General features: G+C 68.1%; 12 protein-coding genes. 2 read left to right on the forward strand and 10 right to left on the reverse strand.

Annotation, left to right across the window (positions count from 1 at the left end; genetic code table 11):
- Window positions 1-135: 135 nt before the first annotated feature.
- Entirely contained in the window at window positions 136-2,109 is a 1,974-nt protein-coding gene (locus ASF98_RS11015) for a heavy metal translocating P-type ATPase (RefSeq protein ID WP_055802424.1), read from the forward strand.
- Here the strand turns inward: ASF98_RS11015 and ppsA are convergent.
- The 8 genes from ppsA to ASF98_RS11055 form a co-directional block, all read right to left on the reverse strand.
- Complete coding sequence (gene ppsA, locus ASF98_RS11020; RefSeq protein WP_055801455.1) at window positions 2,061-4,442, reverse strand: phosphoenolpyruvate synthase; 2,382 nt, start codon at window positions 4,440-4,442, stop codon at window positions 2,061-2,063. The two genes, ASF98_RS11015 and ppsA, sit on opposite strands and share 49 nt — an antisense overlap.
- On the reverse strand, window positions 4,435-7,164 hold the full coding sequence (locus tag ASF98_RS11025) for a cation-translocating P-type ATPase (RefSeq protein ID WP_082506798.1): 2,730 nt from the start codon (window positions 7,162-7,164) through the stop codon (window positions 4,435-4,437). The genes ppsA and ASF98_RS11025 overlap by 8 nt, the downstream gene beginning before the upstream one ends.
- Window positions 7,165-7,269: 105 nt before the next feature.
- Entirely contained in the window at window positions 7,270-8,073 is an 804-nt protein-coding gene (locus ASF98_RS11030; RefSeq protein ID WP_082506799.1) for a glycosyltransferase, read from the reverse strand.
- A 1-nt stretch (window position 8,074) separates the two neighbouring features.
- Entirely contained in the window at window positions 8,075-9,442 is a 1,368-nt protein-coding gene (locus tag ASF98_RS11035; RefSeq protein WP_055801458.1) for a bifunctional PIG-L family deacetylase/class I SAM-dependent methyltransferase, read from the reverse strand.
- The gene (locus ASF98_RS11040) at window positions 9,436-10,518 is read right to left on the reverse strand and encodes an acyl-CoA dehydrogenase family protein (RefSeq protein WP_055801460.1); all 1,083 of its coding nucleotides are present in this window, start codon (window positions 10,516-10,518) and stop codon (window positions 9,436-9,438) included. The genes ASF98_RS11035 and ASF98_RS11040 overlap by 7 nt, the downstream gene beginning before the upstream one ends.
- Before the next feature lie 22 nt (window positions 10,519-10,540).
- The gene (locus tag ASF98_RS11045; protein ID WP_055801463.1) at window positions 10,541-11,020 is read right to left on the reverse strand and encodes a Dps family protein; all 480 of its coding nucleotides are present in this window, start codon (window positions 11,018-11,020) and stop codon (window positions 10,541-10,543) included.
- 85 nt (window positions 11,021-11,105) lie between these two features.
- Window positions 11,106-11,783, reverse strand: a complete 678-nt coding sequence (locus ASF98_RS11050; protein WP_055801465.1) for an O-methyltransferase — start codon at window positions 11,781-11,783, stop codon at window positions 11,106-11,108.
- A 56-nt stretch (window positions 11,784-11,839) separates the two neighbouring features.
- The gene (locus ASF98_RS11055) at window positions 11,840-12,190 is read right to left on the reverse strand and encodes a thiamine-binding protein (RefSeq protein WP_055802428.1); all 351 of its coding nucleotides are present in this window, start codon (window positions 12,188-12,190) and stop codon (window positions 11,840-11,842) included.
- Window positions 12,191-12,303: 113 nt separating this feature from the next.
- Here ASF98_RS11055 and ASF98_RS11060 point away from each other — a divergent pair, with 113 nt between their 5' ends.
- The gene (locus ASF98_RS11060; protein WP_028270654.1) at window positions 12,304-12,939 is read left to right on the forward strand and encodes a TetR/AcrR family transcriptional regulator; all 636 of its coding nucleotides are present in this window, start codon (window positions 12,304-12,306) and stop codon (window positions 12,937-12,939) included.
- On the opposite strand, the gene ASF98_RS11065 is transcribed toward ASF98_RS11060, so the two are convergent.
- Together ASF98_RS11065 and ASF98_RS11070 are read right to left on the reverse strand one after the other, a co-directional pair.
- Window positions 12,922-13,212, reverse strand: coding sequence for a hypothetical protein (locus ASF98_RS11065; protein ID WP_235505823.1), 291 nt, complete (start codon window positions 13,210-13,212; stop codon window positions 12,922-12,924). The two genes, ASF98_RS11060 and ASF98_RS11065, sit on opposite strands and share 18 nt — an antisense overlap.
- A gap of 61 nt (window positions 13,213-13,273) precedes the next feature.
- Window positions 13,274-13,993, reverse strand: coding sequence for a GAF and ANTAR domain-containing protein (locus tag ASF98_RS11070; protein WP_055801472.1), 720 nt, complete (start codon window positions 13,991-13,993; stop codon window positions 13,274-13,276).
- Window positions 13,994-14,016 lie beyond the last annotated feature (23 nt).

Raw genomic sequence — 14,016 nt, forward strand, 5'->3', positions numbered from 1 at the left:
CCCTATTCCCCTTGTTTCGCATCGCAGGTTCAATGGAGTGTTACCCATAGGTGTGTGTCCCATAGGTGCGTGTCCTATTGGGGTGTCCTATGGATGCGTCCTGTCAGTGTGTGTTCAGACGTGGCAGCTAACCAGATGAAGGCGGGTCTGCCTGTGAAACTTGTGCTCCGGTATCCGCTCGTTGCGGGCACGGTACTGGCCCTGATGGCTGTCGCCGTCCTGGTGATGTCCAGCCAGCCGGTGATCGCGCAGCTTGCGGCGAGCGGCTATGCACTGGCGGTGGCGGCCTACCTGTCCATCGGCATGATTCGAAGGCTGCGAAGCGGGCACTGGGGCATCGATATCCTGGCCGTGACGGCGATCGTCAGCACGGTGCTGGTGGGTGAGTTCATTGCGTCCATGATCATCGTGCTCATGATGGCCGGCGGCACCGCCTTGGAGGACTACGCGGCGGGCCGGGCGAAGGGCGAACTCAGCGCCCTGCTGGCGCGTGTTCCACAGACAGCCCACCGGGAGCGGACCGGCAACGCAAAGAACGACACCCCTGCGAACAGCACCGCCCCGAACGGCACTGCCAGCAACGGCGGCGCCGAAAACGGCGCCCACGAGGACGTTGCAGCCACGGACGTCCTCGTTGGCGACATCCTGCTGGTCAAGCCCGGCGAAGTGGTCCCGCTGGATGGCGTGCTGCTTTCCGACGCCGGCACGTTCGACGAATCGTCCCTCACCGGCGAAAGCCTGCCGGTGGAACGCTCGGCCGGCGACGGCATCATGAGCGGCTCCGTCAACGGCGAGGCCGCCGTCCGGATGCGCGTCACGGCCGTCATGGAGGATTCCCAGTACAGCCGGATCGTGGCGCTCGTGAAGGAGGCCTCGGAAAGCCGCGCCCCCATGGTGCGCCTGGCCGACCGCTACGCCATCCCGTTCACCGCGTTCGCCTATGCGCTGGGCGCCGTCGCCTGGATTGTCAGCGGCAGCCCCGCCCGGTTCGCCGAAGTGCTGGTGGTGGCCACTCCCTGCCCGCTGCTCATCGCGGCGCCGGTGGCGTTCCTGGGCGGCATGAGCCAGGCGGCCAAGTCCGGCATCATTGTCAAATACGCAGGGGTCCTGGAGCAGCTCGGAAAGGTCCGCACCGCCGCCTTCGACAAGACCGGAACGCTCACGTACGGCCGGCCCTCGCTGGTGGCCGTCGTCACGGCCGACTCCATGGACCAGGACGAACTGCTGCGGCTGGCGGGCTCCGCGGAACAGTACTCCTCGCACGTCCTGGCCGCGTCCGTAATGGAGGCCGCCACCTCACGCGACCTCCGCTTCGAGACTGCCAGTGAGGCGCTGGAACATGCCACGCATGGGGTGCGCGCGGTGTTCGACGGGCGGGAAGTAGTGGTGGGCAAGCCCTCCTTCGTGGCCGAATTTGCGCCCGGCGTGGTGGAAACGGAGCTGGTCAGCGGCCAGCTGGCCATCTATGTGGGCGTCGGCGGGGTGTACGTCGGGGCCCTGGTCATGAGCGACCCGCTGCGCGCCGAGGCACGCCGGACGCTGGCCGAGCTGTCCGCGCTGGGGGTCACCGAAACGGTGATGCTGACCGGCGACGCGTTGGCCACCGCCAAGCACATCGCGGCCGAAGTGGGGCTCACTGACGTCCGCGCCGAATGCCTTCCGCCGGACAAGGTGGAAGCGGTGAGGTCGTTGCCGCACCGTCCCGTAATGATGGTGGGCGACGGCGTCAACGACGCCCCCGTCCTGGCGGTGGCCGACGTCGGAATCGCCATGGGTGCGCGCGGTTCCACCGCGGCGGGCGAGTCTGCCGACGTCGTAATCATCCTTGACGACCTGTCCAAGGCGGCGCATGCGGTGCGGATCGGGCAGCGCACTGTCCGGGTGGCGATGCAAAGCATCTGGATCGGCATCGTGCTGAGCGTGGGGCTCATGGTGGCCGCGGCGGCGGGCTACGTGCCGGCCATCGCCGGCGCACTGTCACAGGAATTGGTGGACCTGGCCACCATCCTCAATGCGCTGCGCGCGCTGAGCCCGGGCCGGCACACGGCACCGCCCAAGCCTCAGGCGGAGGCCTCCACGTCCGCGATCACCCGCACCGTCTTGAGGTAGCTGTCCGGGTTGAGCGAGATGGAGTCGATTCCTTCGCCCACCAGGAAGGCCGCGAAGTCCGGATGGTTGCTGGGCCCCTGGCCGCAGATTCCAATCTTGATACCGGCTGCGTGCGCCTTGCGGATGGCTTCGCTGATCATTGCCGTGACGGCCTCGTCGCGTTCGTCGAAGAGGCCGGCCAGCTGCTCGGAATCCCGGTCAACGCCCAGGACCAGCTGCGTGAGGTCGTTGGATCCGATGGAGAAGCCGTCGAACTTCGGCGCGAACTTCTCAGCCAGGACCACGTTGGAGGGGATCTCGCACATCATGTACACCTGCAGGCCGTTTTCGCCGCGCACCAGGCCATTCTGGGCCATGACGGCCAGCACGCGGTCCGCTTCGTCCGGGGTGCGGCAGAACGGGATCATCACAATGACGTTGCTGAAGCCGATGGTTTCCCGCACGCGTTTGAGCGCGGCGCACTCCAGTGCAAAACCCTCCCGGTAGCGCTCGTCGTAGTACCGGGACGCGCCGCGGAAGCCCAGCATGGGGTTCTCTTCGGGCTGTTCGAAGGAGCCGCCGCCGATCAGGTGCGCGTACTCGTTGGTCTTGAAATCGCTGAGCCTGACGATCACCGGGTTCGGGTGGTAGGGCGCGGCGATCTTGGCGATGCCCAGTGCCAGCGCCTCCACGAAGTACTCCCGGGGGTCCGCGTAGCCGCTGGTCAGCTCCTTGATCTGCCGGGCTTCCTCCGCGTCCGTGACCCGTTCCGGATGAACCAGCGCCATCGGATGGACCCGGATCAGGTTGCTGATGATGAACTCCATCCGGGCCAGGCCCACCCCCGCCGCGGGCAGCCGCCACCACTGGAACGCGGCCCCCGGGCTGGCGATGTTCACCATCATGGCCGTGCGGGTGGCGGGCAGGGCACCCAGGTCCACATCCTCGGTATCGAACGGGACCGTGCCCTCGTACACCCGGCCCAGGTCCCCTTCCGCGCAGCTCAGCGTCACGGCCTGGCCTTCGCCCAGGACGCTGGTTCCGTTCCCGGTTCCGACGACGGCGGGAACGCCCAGTTCCCGGCTCACGATGGCCGCGTGGCTGGTGGTCCCGCCGTGGTCCGTGACGATACCCGAGGCCCGTTTCATCACGGGAACCCAGTCCGGGTCCGTCATCTCGGTGACCAGGATGGCGCCGTCACGGAAGGACTCGATGTCCCGCGTGTCCCGGATGACGCACGCCGTGCCCTGCGCGATCGAATCCCCGATCGCTGCGCCGGAGGCCAGGACTGTGCCCGTGCCTCGGAGGTGGTGGATGGTGAAGCGTGTCCCGCTCTTGAGCGCCTGCACGGTTTCGGGCCGCGCCTGCACCATAAACAGCTCCCCGGTGGCACCGTCGCGGGCCCACTCCATGTCCATGGGGCGGCCGTAGTGCTCCTCCACCGTCACCGCCCAGCGCGCCAGGTCCAGGATTTCGGCATCACCCAGCACAAACGAGCCCCGCTCCTCCGCGGACGTTTCCACCGTCCGGGTCCGCGCGTGGCCGCCCCGGCTGTAGACCATCTTGCGGGCTTTGGAGCCGAGGGTCTTCTCGATGACCGGGGCCAGGCCCTTGTCCGCCAGGAGCGGCTTGAACACCACATATTTGTCCGGGTTGATGCTGCCCTGCACCACGGTTTCACCGAGGCCCCAGGCCGCGCTGATCACGGCCGCGCGGGGGAAGCCCGAATCGGTGTCGATGGAAAACATCACACCGGAGGCGCCGACGTCGGACCTCACCATGCGCTGCACCCCGATGGACAGTGCCACGTCCAGGTGCTCGAAACCCTTCACCTCCCGGTAGCTGATGGCACGGTCCGTGAACAGCGATGCGTAGCAGCGCCGGCAGGCGTCCAGGAGTTCGCGTTCACCGGAAATGTTTAGGAAGGTCTCCTGCTGCCCGGCGAAGCTGGCGTCCGGGAGGTCCTCGGCGGTGGCGCTGCTGCGGACGGCAACGGACAGCCGGTCCAGTCCCGCCCTGTCGGCAAGGGTGCGGTAGTGGCTGCGGATGGACTCGGCGATGTCTTCCGGGAATTCGCTGTCCAGGAACAGCTCCCGGATGGCCTCGCCCGTGGACCGCAGCGATATCTCGCCCGCCCGATACTCCGCGATCCGGGCGCGCATGGCGGCGTCGATGCCGTTGGCTTTGATGAATGTGCGGTAGGCGGCCGCCGTGGTGGCGAATCCGTCCGGCACCCGCACTCCCCGTGACTTGAGCGAGCGCGTCATCTCCCCCAGCGACGCGTTCTTGCCGCCCACCTGGGGCACATGCTCCATCCCGATCTCGTCAAACCACACCACGTGGTTTTCAGTCATGGCTGTTCCCGCTCCTTGGTCCATGGATTGATCCTCGTTTGCCGGGCCCCGGCGGGTCAGAGGCTTTGGACCTCACCTGCCGCAGCGGGACCGGCGGTAAAGCTGGCCGCGCAACGGCCCGTGCGGTGCCCGCGGTGCCCGCCCTGCGGTGCCGGAACACCTTGTACAGCCAGTCCGCGACGATGACTGCGGGAATGGCGGCGAGCGCCACCGCAAGGCCCCCGGGCGACGGCGGCGCATGGCCCAGCAATGTGGCGACGGGGCCGACGAACAGGAAGGCCAGCAGGAGCCCGACTTCCGCCAGCACCGCCCAGACCAGCAGCCTGTTGGTGGCCCAGCCCAGCTGCCACGGCGGGGTGCTGGCGCTGCGGCAGGCGAATGCGTTAGCCAGTTGCGCCAGCACCACCGTGGTGAAAGCCGCCCCGGAGGCCGCCATGAGAACGTCCGACACGGGTAGTTCGGCGCCCGGCCGCCAGCCCGCACCGAGGAGCACTGCGGTGTACGCGGTCATTTCGAAGAGGGCCTCCACCGGACCCAGCAGGCCGAACACCCGGAACATCAGGGCGCGGTCCATCAGGTGCCTCCGCTCCGGCGGCCGTTTCAGCGTGCCCTTGCTGGGGGCCTCGCTGCCCAGGGCCAGCGCCGGGAGCAGGTCGGTGCCGATGTCGAGGGCGAGGATCTGGAGCACGCTCAGCGCCAGCGGGAAGCGGCCGCCGGAGAGTGCCCAGATCACGAAGGGAGTGAGCTCGGCGACGTTGTCCGTCAGGTGGTAGGTCAGGAACCGCCGGATGTTCGCGTACGTGGCGCGGCCCTGCTCCACTGCGGCGATGATGGTGGCGAAGTCGTCATCCAGCAGCACGAGGTCCGCCGCTTCGCGGGCCACGTCGGTGCCGCTCAGTCCCATGGCAATGCCGATGTCGGCCTGCTGGAGGGCGGGGCCGTCGTTGACGCCGTCGCCGGTCATCGCCACCACGTGGCCGCGGCGCTGGAGTAGGCGTGCCACGCGGAGTTTCTGTTCCGGGGTGACCCGGCTGATGACCACGCCGTCGCGGTCCAACAGTGCGGTGAGGACGGCGTCGTCTTCCGGGAGGGTGTGTCCCTCCAGCACAAGCTCTGGTGAACCTATCAGTCCGGTTTCGCGGGCGATGGCGGCGGCGGTGAAGGCGTGGTCGCCGGTGACCATGGCCACCTTGATTCCCGCCTCGCGGGCCGCCTCGAGCGCCAGGCGGACTTCGGCCCGGGGCGGATCGTGGAGGCCGATCAGCCCCAGCAGCGTCAGCCCGGCCTCCACTTCCTCCAGCTTGAAGCTGGCGCCCGGCAGGCCGGGCAGGCTCCGCTCGGCCACGGCCAGCACCCGCAGCCCGTGCGAGGCCATCTGGTCAACCATTTCCAGCGCGCGTTCGGCGCTGCTTTCGCCACACAGCGGAATCACGGATTCCGGGGCACCTTTGACGTACAGGGTGGTGCCGACGATCGCGGATTCGCGCAGCCGTCGCGGGTCGAAGGCAAAACGGTGCGATACCTCGGGTTCATCGGGTTCCTGCCCGGGGCCGGCCAGCCGGACGGCAAGCGCATCAATGGCGGCCTCCATCGGGTCCCCCTCGGCGATCCACTGCCCGTTGTGGAGCACTGCGCGTCCGGCGGAGGCGGCCAGCGCAGCGGTGCTGAGGTGCCGGGCCTCCCCGGTTCCCTTCCCGGTGACTTCGGCCTCGGGCCCGTAGCCCGCCCCGATGATGCTGAGCAGTCCTGCCGGGGTCCACACCTCGACGGCGTTCATCCGGTTCTGGGTGAGCGTGCCGGTCTTGTCCGTGCAAATGAAGGTGGTGGAGCCGAGGGTTTCCACCGCTTCCAGGTTCCGGACCAGGGCGTTGCGCTGCGCCATCCGCTGCGCCCCGACGGCCAGTGAAAGCGTGACCGTGGGAAGCAGGCCCTCGGGCACCAGCGCCACCGCCACCCCGATCGCGAAGAGGAACGCGTCGCGCCAGGAAATACCCACCAGCAGCGAGAGGACGAAGAACAGCACGCCGATCCCCAGTGCCACCGTGGCCGTGATGCGGACAATCCGCTGCAGTTCCAGCGCCAGCGGGGTTGGGGGCGCCTCGACCTTGCCGGTCAGTGCGGCGATCTCGGCAAGACGGGTGCCGCTGCCGGTGACCGTGACGATACCCTCTGCCTCGCCGTTGACCAGGAACGTCCCGCCGAGGACGGCGTCGCCCGGGACCTTGGCTACGGCTTCGCTCTCGCCGGTGAGCATCGACTCGTCCACTGAGCATCCGGCGGCCAGCACCAGCCGGAGATCCGCGGGGACCCTGTCGCCTGCAACCAGCACCACCACGTCGTCCGGCACGAGCTCGGTGGTGTGGACCTTGACAATGCGGCCGTCCCGGCGGACCGACACGATGGCGGGGAGCAGCTCACGGAGCCTGGCTGCAGCCCGCTGTGCACGTTCCTGCTGGATGTGGGCGAAGATTCCGTTGACCAGGATCACCACGACGATCGCGACGGCCAGCTGCGGCATGCCGGCCACGTAGGCAAGTCCGGCCGCCACCCAGAGCATGATGGCAAAGAAATGGGTCATTTCGGCCAGCAGCTTGCGCCAGCGCGGCACCGGGCGGACCTGCGGCAGCCGGTTGGCCCCGACCGTCTTCAGCCGGAGTGCAGCCTCCTCGGAGCTGAGGCCCGCAGCCCGCGGCAATGCACCGGAGCCGGCGCCCGGGATCACGGCTGCAGCCCGCTATTCACGGGCAGCGCCGAGCACACGACACCATGGCCCTCAGGAGGAACCCCATGGGTCGAGGATGCGGTCTAGGAGTTCAGGCTCCTAGGGTCAAAGGTCACCACTGTCCCGGTCCAGCGCCGGCAGCTCCAGCGCCAGCGCCCGGAGGTAGGCACCGAACCCCTGCGGTGCGCGGGCATGGGTGCGGCCCGACGTCAGCACCCGGATGGTGTCGGTGGCAAGCACCCTGTAGGCCTGCTTGCGCAGGTTCTCCACCAGGATCCTGTCCTCGTGGACGCGCATCCGGGGAAACCCGCCGGCCGCCAGGTACGCGGAGGCCCGGACGCCAAAATTCGCGCCGTAAATGTGCGGATGGTCCTCCCTGAACGGGTGCCGCTCCATCCAGCGCCGCAGGATGGCAGGATCGGTCCCGGCCGGATCCGGCTCAACGGATCCCAGGACTGCGTCAGCCCCGGCATCGGCCAGTTCAACCTGGCGCACCAGCCAGTTCTCCGGAACGGCGGAGTCCGCATCGGTATTGGCAAGCCAGACATGCCCGGCCCACAGCCCTTTCCACAGCCCTGCGGCGGCCAGGACGCCCGCGGCGCGGCTTGCGCCGGTGCTTCCCAGCCGTACGTGCACAGCCGCGAACCGGGGGTCTGAGGCAACATAGCCGGCGGCGATGTCCGCCGACCGGTCGGTGCAGCTGTCCAGCACCACCGTGATGGACAGCTGGATCCCGGGCCGTTCCCGCTGCAACGCGTCGGCGGCGGTTCGGAGCGCCGAAAGCGCCCGGTCGAGGTGCTGGTCCTCGTTGTGGGCGGGCACCACCACAGCCACCCGGTCGATGCCCAGGCCGGACCGGATTGCCTCCGCGGGACAGTCGCCTGCCCGTTCGGTCGTCCCGCTAGTCATCTCAGGGCCGATCCGGGCCCGGCGATACAAACACTTCCAGGACGAAGTCCTTTTCCCGGTATAGCCCTGCCGTGGGCCAGCGGAGCTGCTGCCGGGCCATGGCGTGGACAGTGTCCCCGTCCAGTTCCCAGCCGGTAACGGGGTGGCGCCAATGGCAGAGCAGCAGGGTCCCCCCGGGATTCAGCGAGCCTTGCACCCGCGCGAACAGTTCGGCCAGTTCCTCCGCCGTCAGGTAGTACCCCGTCTCGGACACCACCGCCAGGTCGAAGCGGCCTTCGGGCCAGCGCTGCGGAACCGTCAGGTGCAGGGTCCGGGCGGCGGGATGGCCCCCTAACCGCTCAGCAGCCTGGACCAGGGCGGCGCTGCTGGCGTCAACCGCCACGTACTCCCGGCAGCGGGCCGCGAGCTCCACGCTGAGGGTGCCGATGGAACAGCCGATTTCCAGTCCGGAACCGTACTCGGCGTCCGGCAGGATGGCCAGGGTGAGCGCCCGCTTGCGCCTTTCGTACCAGCTGCTGGTATAGCTCCACGGATCGGCGTTCCCGCCGTGCACGACGTCAAAGATCCGCTCGGCGTCGCCCGCAGTATTGGTCCCGCCGGCGGGCCGGTGCCACGCGAACGTCTCCCACGGGCGGGAAAAATGATCGACAAAGCCGGCGGCAAGAAGCGCCTCGTCGCCGGGCTGGTCGGACAGCGGCTCGGTCTGCGAGGTGTGCGCCAGGAGGGCTGCCGCCTTGGCCCGCTGCTCGTCCGCCGTCAGCGGCACACGGACCCATGACTGCCAGGCGCCGTCCGCCGGTGACGCCCACAACCAGTACCAGACGGGGTATTCCAGCAGCCCGTGGCCGCCCTGGGCCGCCACTTCGGCGGCCACGGCGCCCAGGACGTCGTGGTCCGTGTGGCCGTCCGAGCGGTAGGGCGCAACGATAACCACCTGGTTCGCCGGGCGCCCGGATGCCGCGATCGATTCCTTGACGGCGGCAGCGATCCGGTCCCGGTCTGCATCAAGGTGGCCGTCCCGGAAGTGCAGGAACTCCCTGGCGGCTCCCGGGGCCAAACCGGACACCGCCGCCCTGAACTCAGCGAGCCGGAGGGCGGCCAGCTGGTCCGGCGTCGTGGTCGGGGAGTCCGGGTGCGATGCCTCCCCCGCCGTGCACAGCAGAACGTCGATTGCCGCGCCGGCAGCGTTCAGGCGTGCGAGGAACCCTCCGGCGCCCAGGGTCTCGTCATCCGGATGCGCAGCCAGCACAATGAAGGCCATGGCCGCGAGTTCGTCCTGGTCCAGGGGGAGTTCCGGGAGGACGGCCACGCCGCTTCCCTCCCATTCGGACTCGGCTGTGCCGGTATCGGCATGTGAGAAGCTCACCACGAGCGGTCCCCCTTCAGGGTCAGGGCGCCTAATTGCGCGTCGTCCCGCATGGCGTGGTGTTGGCGGATGTACAGCGACAGGTCCGCCATGCGTTTTCCGTACTTTTCGTTGAAGGCCAGCGGGCCCGGGCCCAGGTTTTGGGCCACCACAGCCTGGATGCGTTCGACGGCGGCGGCGACGGTTCCGCGGACGCGCAGCGCCTCGCTCCAGGCACCGGAGCCGGACAGTTCCCCGGCGTCAATCCGTTCGGCCGTGCGCGCCAGGTAGCCGGACACGGAGGCGATGATCCGGTCCGCTTCGCCTAAGTGGGCCAGGGCGATCTGGTCCGGTTCACGCCCTTTGTCCGCAGCTGCGGACAGCGCGGAGCTGAAGTCGCGGGCCACGGCAACGGCTCCGCCGAACCAGCAGGCTGCAACGCCCATGCCTCCCCAGGCGAAGCCCGGGCGCTGGAAATACCAGCCCGATGCACCCACCGGAACGGCGCTGACGCCGTCGAAGTGCACGGTACCGCTGGGGATTTCGCGCAGGCCCCGGCTGGTCCACAGCGGCGTCTCGCAGGACACCCCGGGAGTGTGCAGGTCGACGGCGAAGGCGGCCCTGCCTCCGTCTGCAAGATGCGCGGTCAGCACAGCGCCGTCCAGGTGGGCAGCGAGCGAGCACCAGGGCTTGGATCCGTTCAGGCGATAATTCCCGGCGCCGTCCGGAGTAGCCTCAAGCCGCAGCCCCGGCCCCTCCGCGGCAAAAACGCCCCAGGCGCCGTCAGTTGATGATTCACCGATCGGGAAACCCGCTTGGGAACCGGACTGGGCCAGGATGGCCAGCGCATCGAGGTGCGGTTCAAGCACGCGGCCGGCCGCGACGTCGACGGAAGTCACGGAAGCAAGAAGTTCCCAGAGCCGCGCCGTGCTGCCTTCGCCGGGCCGGGGCGCCGTCCGTCCCGTGTCCCGCGCCAGTGCAATAAGCGCCGGCACGTCTCCTGCCGCGTCGCGCACGGCCTCAAGCATCGTGGCCAGGGTTTCGGGCGGTTCCGCTGCGGAACCGATGCGCACCGGGCGCGGCTTTGCCTCGGGATCCATTCCGCTGGCCGTGGCGCCGGCGTCAGCCGTGGTCCGGTGCCGTGACTGAAGCCCCCGCCGACATGGTCTCGGCGTTCACCATCCAGGCCAGCTGTTCCAGTCGCGCAATGCCGGCGTGGAGGAGGTCGGCGCTGGTGGGATCTTCCTCGTCCACCTCGTCATGGACGTCACGCATGGTCTTCACGGTGCGCTCCAGCCGGGCCGTGATCAGTTTGACGGCGTCCTTAGTGGAGGTGAGTCCTTCGGGGAACTGTTCCAGCCGGGTGCCGGCGGACACCGTGGTGCTCCTGCCGTCCGGCAGGGCATGCAGGGCGCGCATCCGCTCAGCCGTTTCATCTGCGAACAGCCGCACGCTGGTAACGATTTCATCGAGCTGCAGGTGGAGGTCGCGGAAGTTGGTTCCCACGATGTTCCAGTGCGCCTGCTTGCCCTGGACGTGAAGTTCGATCAGGTCCGTCAGGACCATCTGGAGATTGCTGGCAAGGGTCGGTGAAGCCTTCATTTCTTCCTCCACTGCAGGCGATGCGGGACGGGTTCGTCCGGCATTAGCCTATTCTAAGCATACTTAGCATTTTGGCGGCGTGACGTCACTTGACCAGGGCCAGCGCGAAGCCGTCCCAGCCCTTCGAACCCACTGTTTGCATGACCGTCGCGTCCAGCCGGGGGTCCTCCCCCATCATTTCCAGTGCGGTGATGATCCCCGGCGCGTTGACCTCGTCCAGAGACGGATCGAGCAGCGCGCCCTCCCACACCACGTTGTCCATCACAATCGCGGTGCCCGGCCGGCCCAGCCTGATGGCCCAGTCCAGGTACTGCGGGTTGTTTTCCTTGTCGGCATCGATGAACACAAAATCGAAAGGGCCGCGCCCGTCATTATGCAGCCCGGGAAGGGTGTCCAGTGCGGCACCCACGCGGATGTCCACTTTGTGCCCGACTCCGGCAGCGTCCACGTTGGCGCGCGCCACGCGGGCATGTTTGGGGAGGTACTCGCACGTGACGAGTTTGCCGTCGTCGGGCAGTCCCTGGGCCATCCAGATGGTGCTGAAACCGGCCAAGGTGCCGATTTCGAGGACCCGCCGGGCGCCCGAAAGCTGCACCAGCAGCTTGAGCAGCTTCCCGGCGTTGGGCGCCACCTCGATGGCCGGCATTCCGGCGTCGACGGCGGAAGTAACGGCCCGCTTCAGCGGGCTGCCGGGGCGGACGACGACGTCGGTCAGGTACTTCTCCACAGCCACCCATTGGGGCTCGGGCCGGTGCTCAATCATGGGCCCAGTCTCGCAGTTGCCTTTGCTGCGTGGGAAGGAGAAACCAGAGGCGGGAATTAGCCGGCGTCGGCGATGGCGCTTTCCAGCCGCTCCACTTTGGCGGTGAGCTCGCCCGAATACCCGGGGCGGATATCCGCCTTGATGACCAGTGACACACGGCTGCCGAAACGCCCGACAGCTTCGGTGGCCTCCTTCACCACGGCGAACACCTCATCCCACTCACCTTCGATGGTGGTGAACATGGAGTCCGTGCGGTTGGGCAGGCCGGAATCCCGGACAATCTTGACGGCGGCAGCGACGGCGTCGTGGACCGAAGCGTCTGCGGATGCCGCGGAGGAGACATCACCGGAATCAGCGGTGAGGTGCGCAGGCTGGCCGGAGGGTGCAACTGAGAATGCGAGCAACATGGACCCAGTCTGCCACAGCGGAATTTCCCCATACATTCGTCATATAGGGAGCACATTCGCGGCTACCAATCAGTAACCCGGGCGCTCAGGCCCAGCGTTGCTAACCTTGAAAAATGAACCTCGCAGTGGAACGCAAGCCCCTCCGTGCGGATGCTGCGCGCAATGTGGACAAGATCATCACCGCCGCCCGCAACTGCTTCCGTGAGTACGGCCCGGAAGTGCCGTTGCAGACCATCGCCGTCACGGCCGGCGTCGGTCCCGCAACCCTGTTCCGGAACTTCGCGGACAAGGAACAGTTGGTTCTTGCCGCGCTCAACCGCCAGCTGCGGCTGATGGTGGACCCCGTGATCGACGACGCCCTGGCCGGCCCTGATGCCGCCGACGGGCTGTTCCGCGTGATCGATGCGCTGATGGCAGCCGCCAGCGAGGATGCCAACCTGCTCGGGGCCGTGGCCGGACGGCGCGGCCTGCTGACCGGAATCACCGGCAGCCTCTTTGAGTCCGTGGCCGTCCTGCTGGGCCGCGGCCAGGGTCAGGGGACCCTGCGCACTGACATTTCCATGACTGACGTGATCCGCCTGCTGGCCATGCTGATCGGTGTTGTGGACACCATGGAACCCGGGTCCGATGCCTGGCGGCGCCCCGTAGCGCTGGTGGAGGACGCTATCCGCACGGAACGGCCCCACCGGCCGCTGCCTCCCCAGTCGCCGCTCCCGGGCACGGCCTTCGATTCAATCGTCCTGCCCTGATTCTTCCTCGGGCCGGTCTATGTCGTCAGGCGACCGCTCGTCATGTCGCCGGCCGGCGTCCTCGGACCCGCGGCTGTAGGACGCCCTGCCGTCGGGGGCGTTGATCTCGTCAAGGCGTTCGTTCAGGGCATGCGCCAGGATGTCCCGCTGCAACGCCGGCAGCGCGATGGCACCGTGGATGTAAGCCTCGACTTCAAACTGCCCTGCGATGCCGCCAATGCTGAAATACCTCAGCCACAGCTCCTCAACGCGCAGGTCAGCGTTCCGGAGCATTTCCTCAAAGCGAAGCCTTTGCTCATCTTCGTCCTTGCCCAGGGCCAAAGCGCACCCCCGCTCACCGGGGCAGCTGGGTGGAGGACACCAGCTCGGCGGATATGTCCCGCAGCGACCTCTTGGCCCGCCGCGACTCCATCAGGAGGTCCTGCATGGCCGTGTCCTCGTCAAGTCCGTGGCGGGCCATCAGGATTCCTTTGGCCACGGCAATGATTTCGCGGTGGGCCAGGGCGTCGCGGAGGTCCTCGCTAATCGTCCGGGCGCTCTCGCGGGCCTGGGCATTGATCAGGAAGATGGTGGCCTGCGCGGCGAAGAGTTCCAACAGGCGCACAGTGCCGGAGCTGAAGCTGTTCTCATTGCGGGCGTAGAGCTTGACGGCGCCCAAGGCGGATTCTCCGGCGAGCAGCGGTGCGCTGACGGAGGACCGCAGGCCCAGCTCGGTTGCCGCGCGGGCCCATTCCGGCCAGCGCCGGTCGTTCCGGACGTCGCTGACGAGCACGGGCTCGCCGCCGGCCCAGGCGAGGAGGCAGGGGCCCTGGCCCAAATTGTACTGGCGCGAGTCGGCAAGCTCCACCAACGTGTTGGAGGCACTCGCCGTATGTTTCCGGCCCTCAGCGTCTATCAGAGTGACGCCCGCGCCTGCGACGCCGGGCACGGCCGCTTCCGCGGCCGCGGTGATCAGCTCAAGGGCCCTGGATACCGTCTCGTCCGTCAGCAGGAGCTCCGAAGCGCGGGCGAAGATTGCCGCAAGTTCATCCGCGAGGGGTAGTTTCACCACCATGGCCGCACCCACTCCACTGCTTT

This window comes from Arthrobacter sp. Leaf337 (assembly GCF_001423745.1).
Classification (GTDB): domain Bacteria; phylum Actinomycetota; class Actinomycetes; order Actinomycetales; family Micrococcaceae; genus Arthrobacter.

Excerpts from the sequence above, each read along its gene's own strand:
- ASF98_RS11030 (WP_082506799.1), bottom strand. The coding sequence starts at position 8,073 with ATGACTAGCGGGACGACCGAACGGGCAGGCGACTGTCCCGCGGAGGCA.
- ASF98_RS11040 (WP_055801460.1), bottom strand. The coding sequence starts at position 10,518 with ATGGATCCCGAGGCAAAGCCGCGCCCGGTGCGCATCGGTTCCGCAGCG.
- ASF98_RS11055 (WP_055802428.1), bottom strand. The coding sequence starts at position 12,190 with ATGTTGCTCGCATTCTCAGTTGCACCCTCCGGCCAGCCTGCGCACCTC.
- ppsA (WP_055801455.1), bottom strand. The coding sequence starts at position 4,442 with ATGACTGAAAACCACGTGGTGTGGTTTGACGAGATCGGGATGGAGCAT.
- ASF98_RS11065 (WP_235505823.1), bottom strand. The coding sequence starts at position 13,212 with ATGCTCCGGAACGCTGACCTGCGCGTTGAGGAGCTGTGGCTGAGGTAT.
- ASF98_RS11050 (WP_055801465.1), bottom strand. The coding sequence starts at position 11,783 with ATGATTGAGCACCGGCCCGAGCCCCAATGGGTGGCTGTGGAGAAGTAC.
- ASF98_RS11015 (WP_055802424.1), top strand. The coding sequence starts at position 136 with ATGAAGGCGGGTCTGCCTGTGAAACTTGTGCTCCGGTATCCGCTCGTT.
- ASF98_RS11070 (WP_055801472.1), bottom strand. The coding sequence starts at position 13,993 with ATGGTGGTGAAACTACCCCTCGCGGATGAACTTGCGGCAATCTTCGCC.
- ASF98_RS11060 (WP_028270654.1), top strand. The coding sequence starts at position 12,304 with ATGAACCTCGCAGTGGAACGCAAGCCCCTCCGTGCGGATGCTGCGCGC.
- ASF98_RS11045 (WP_055801463.1), bottom strand. The coding sequence starts at position 11,020 with ATGAAGGCTTCACCGACCCTTGCCAGCAATCTCCAGATGGTCCTGACG.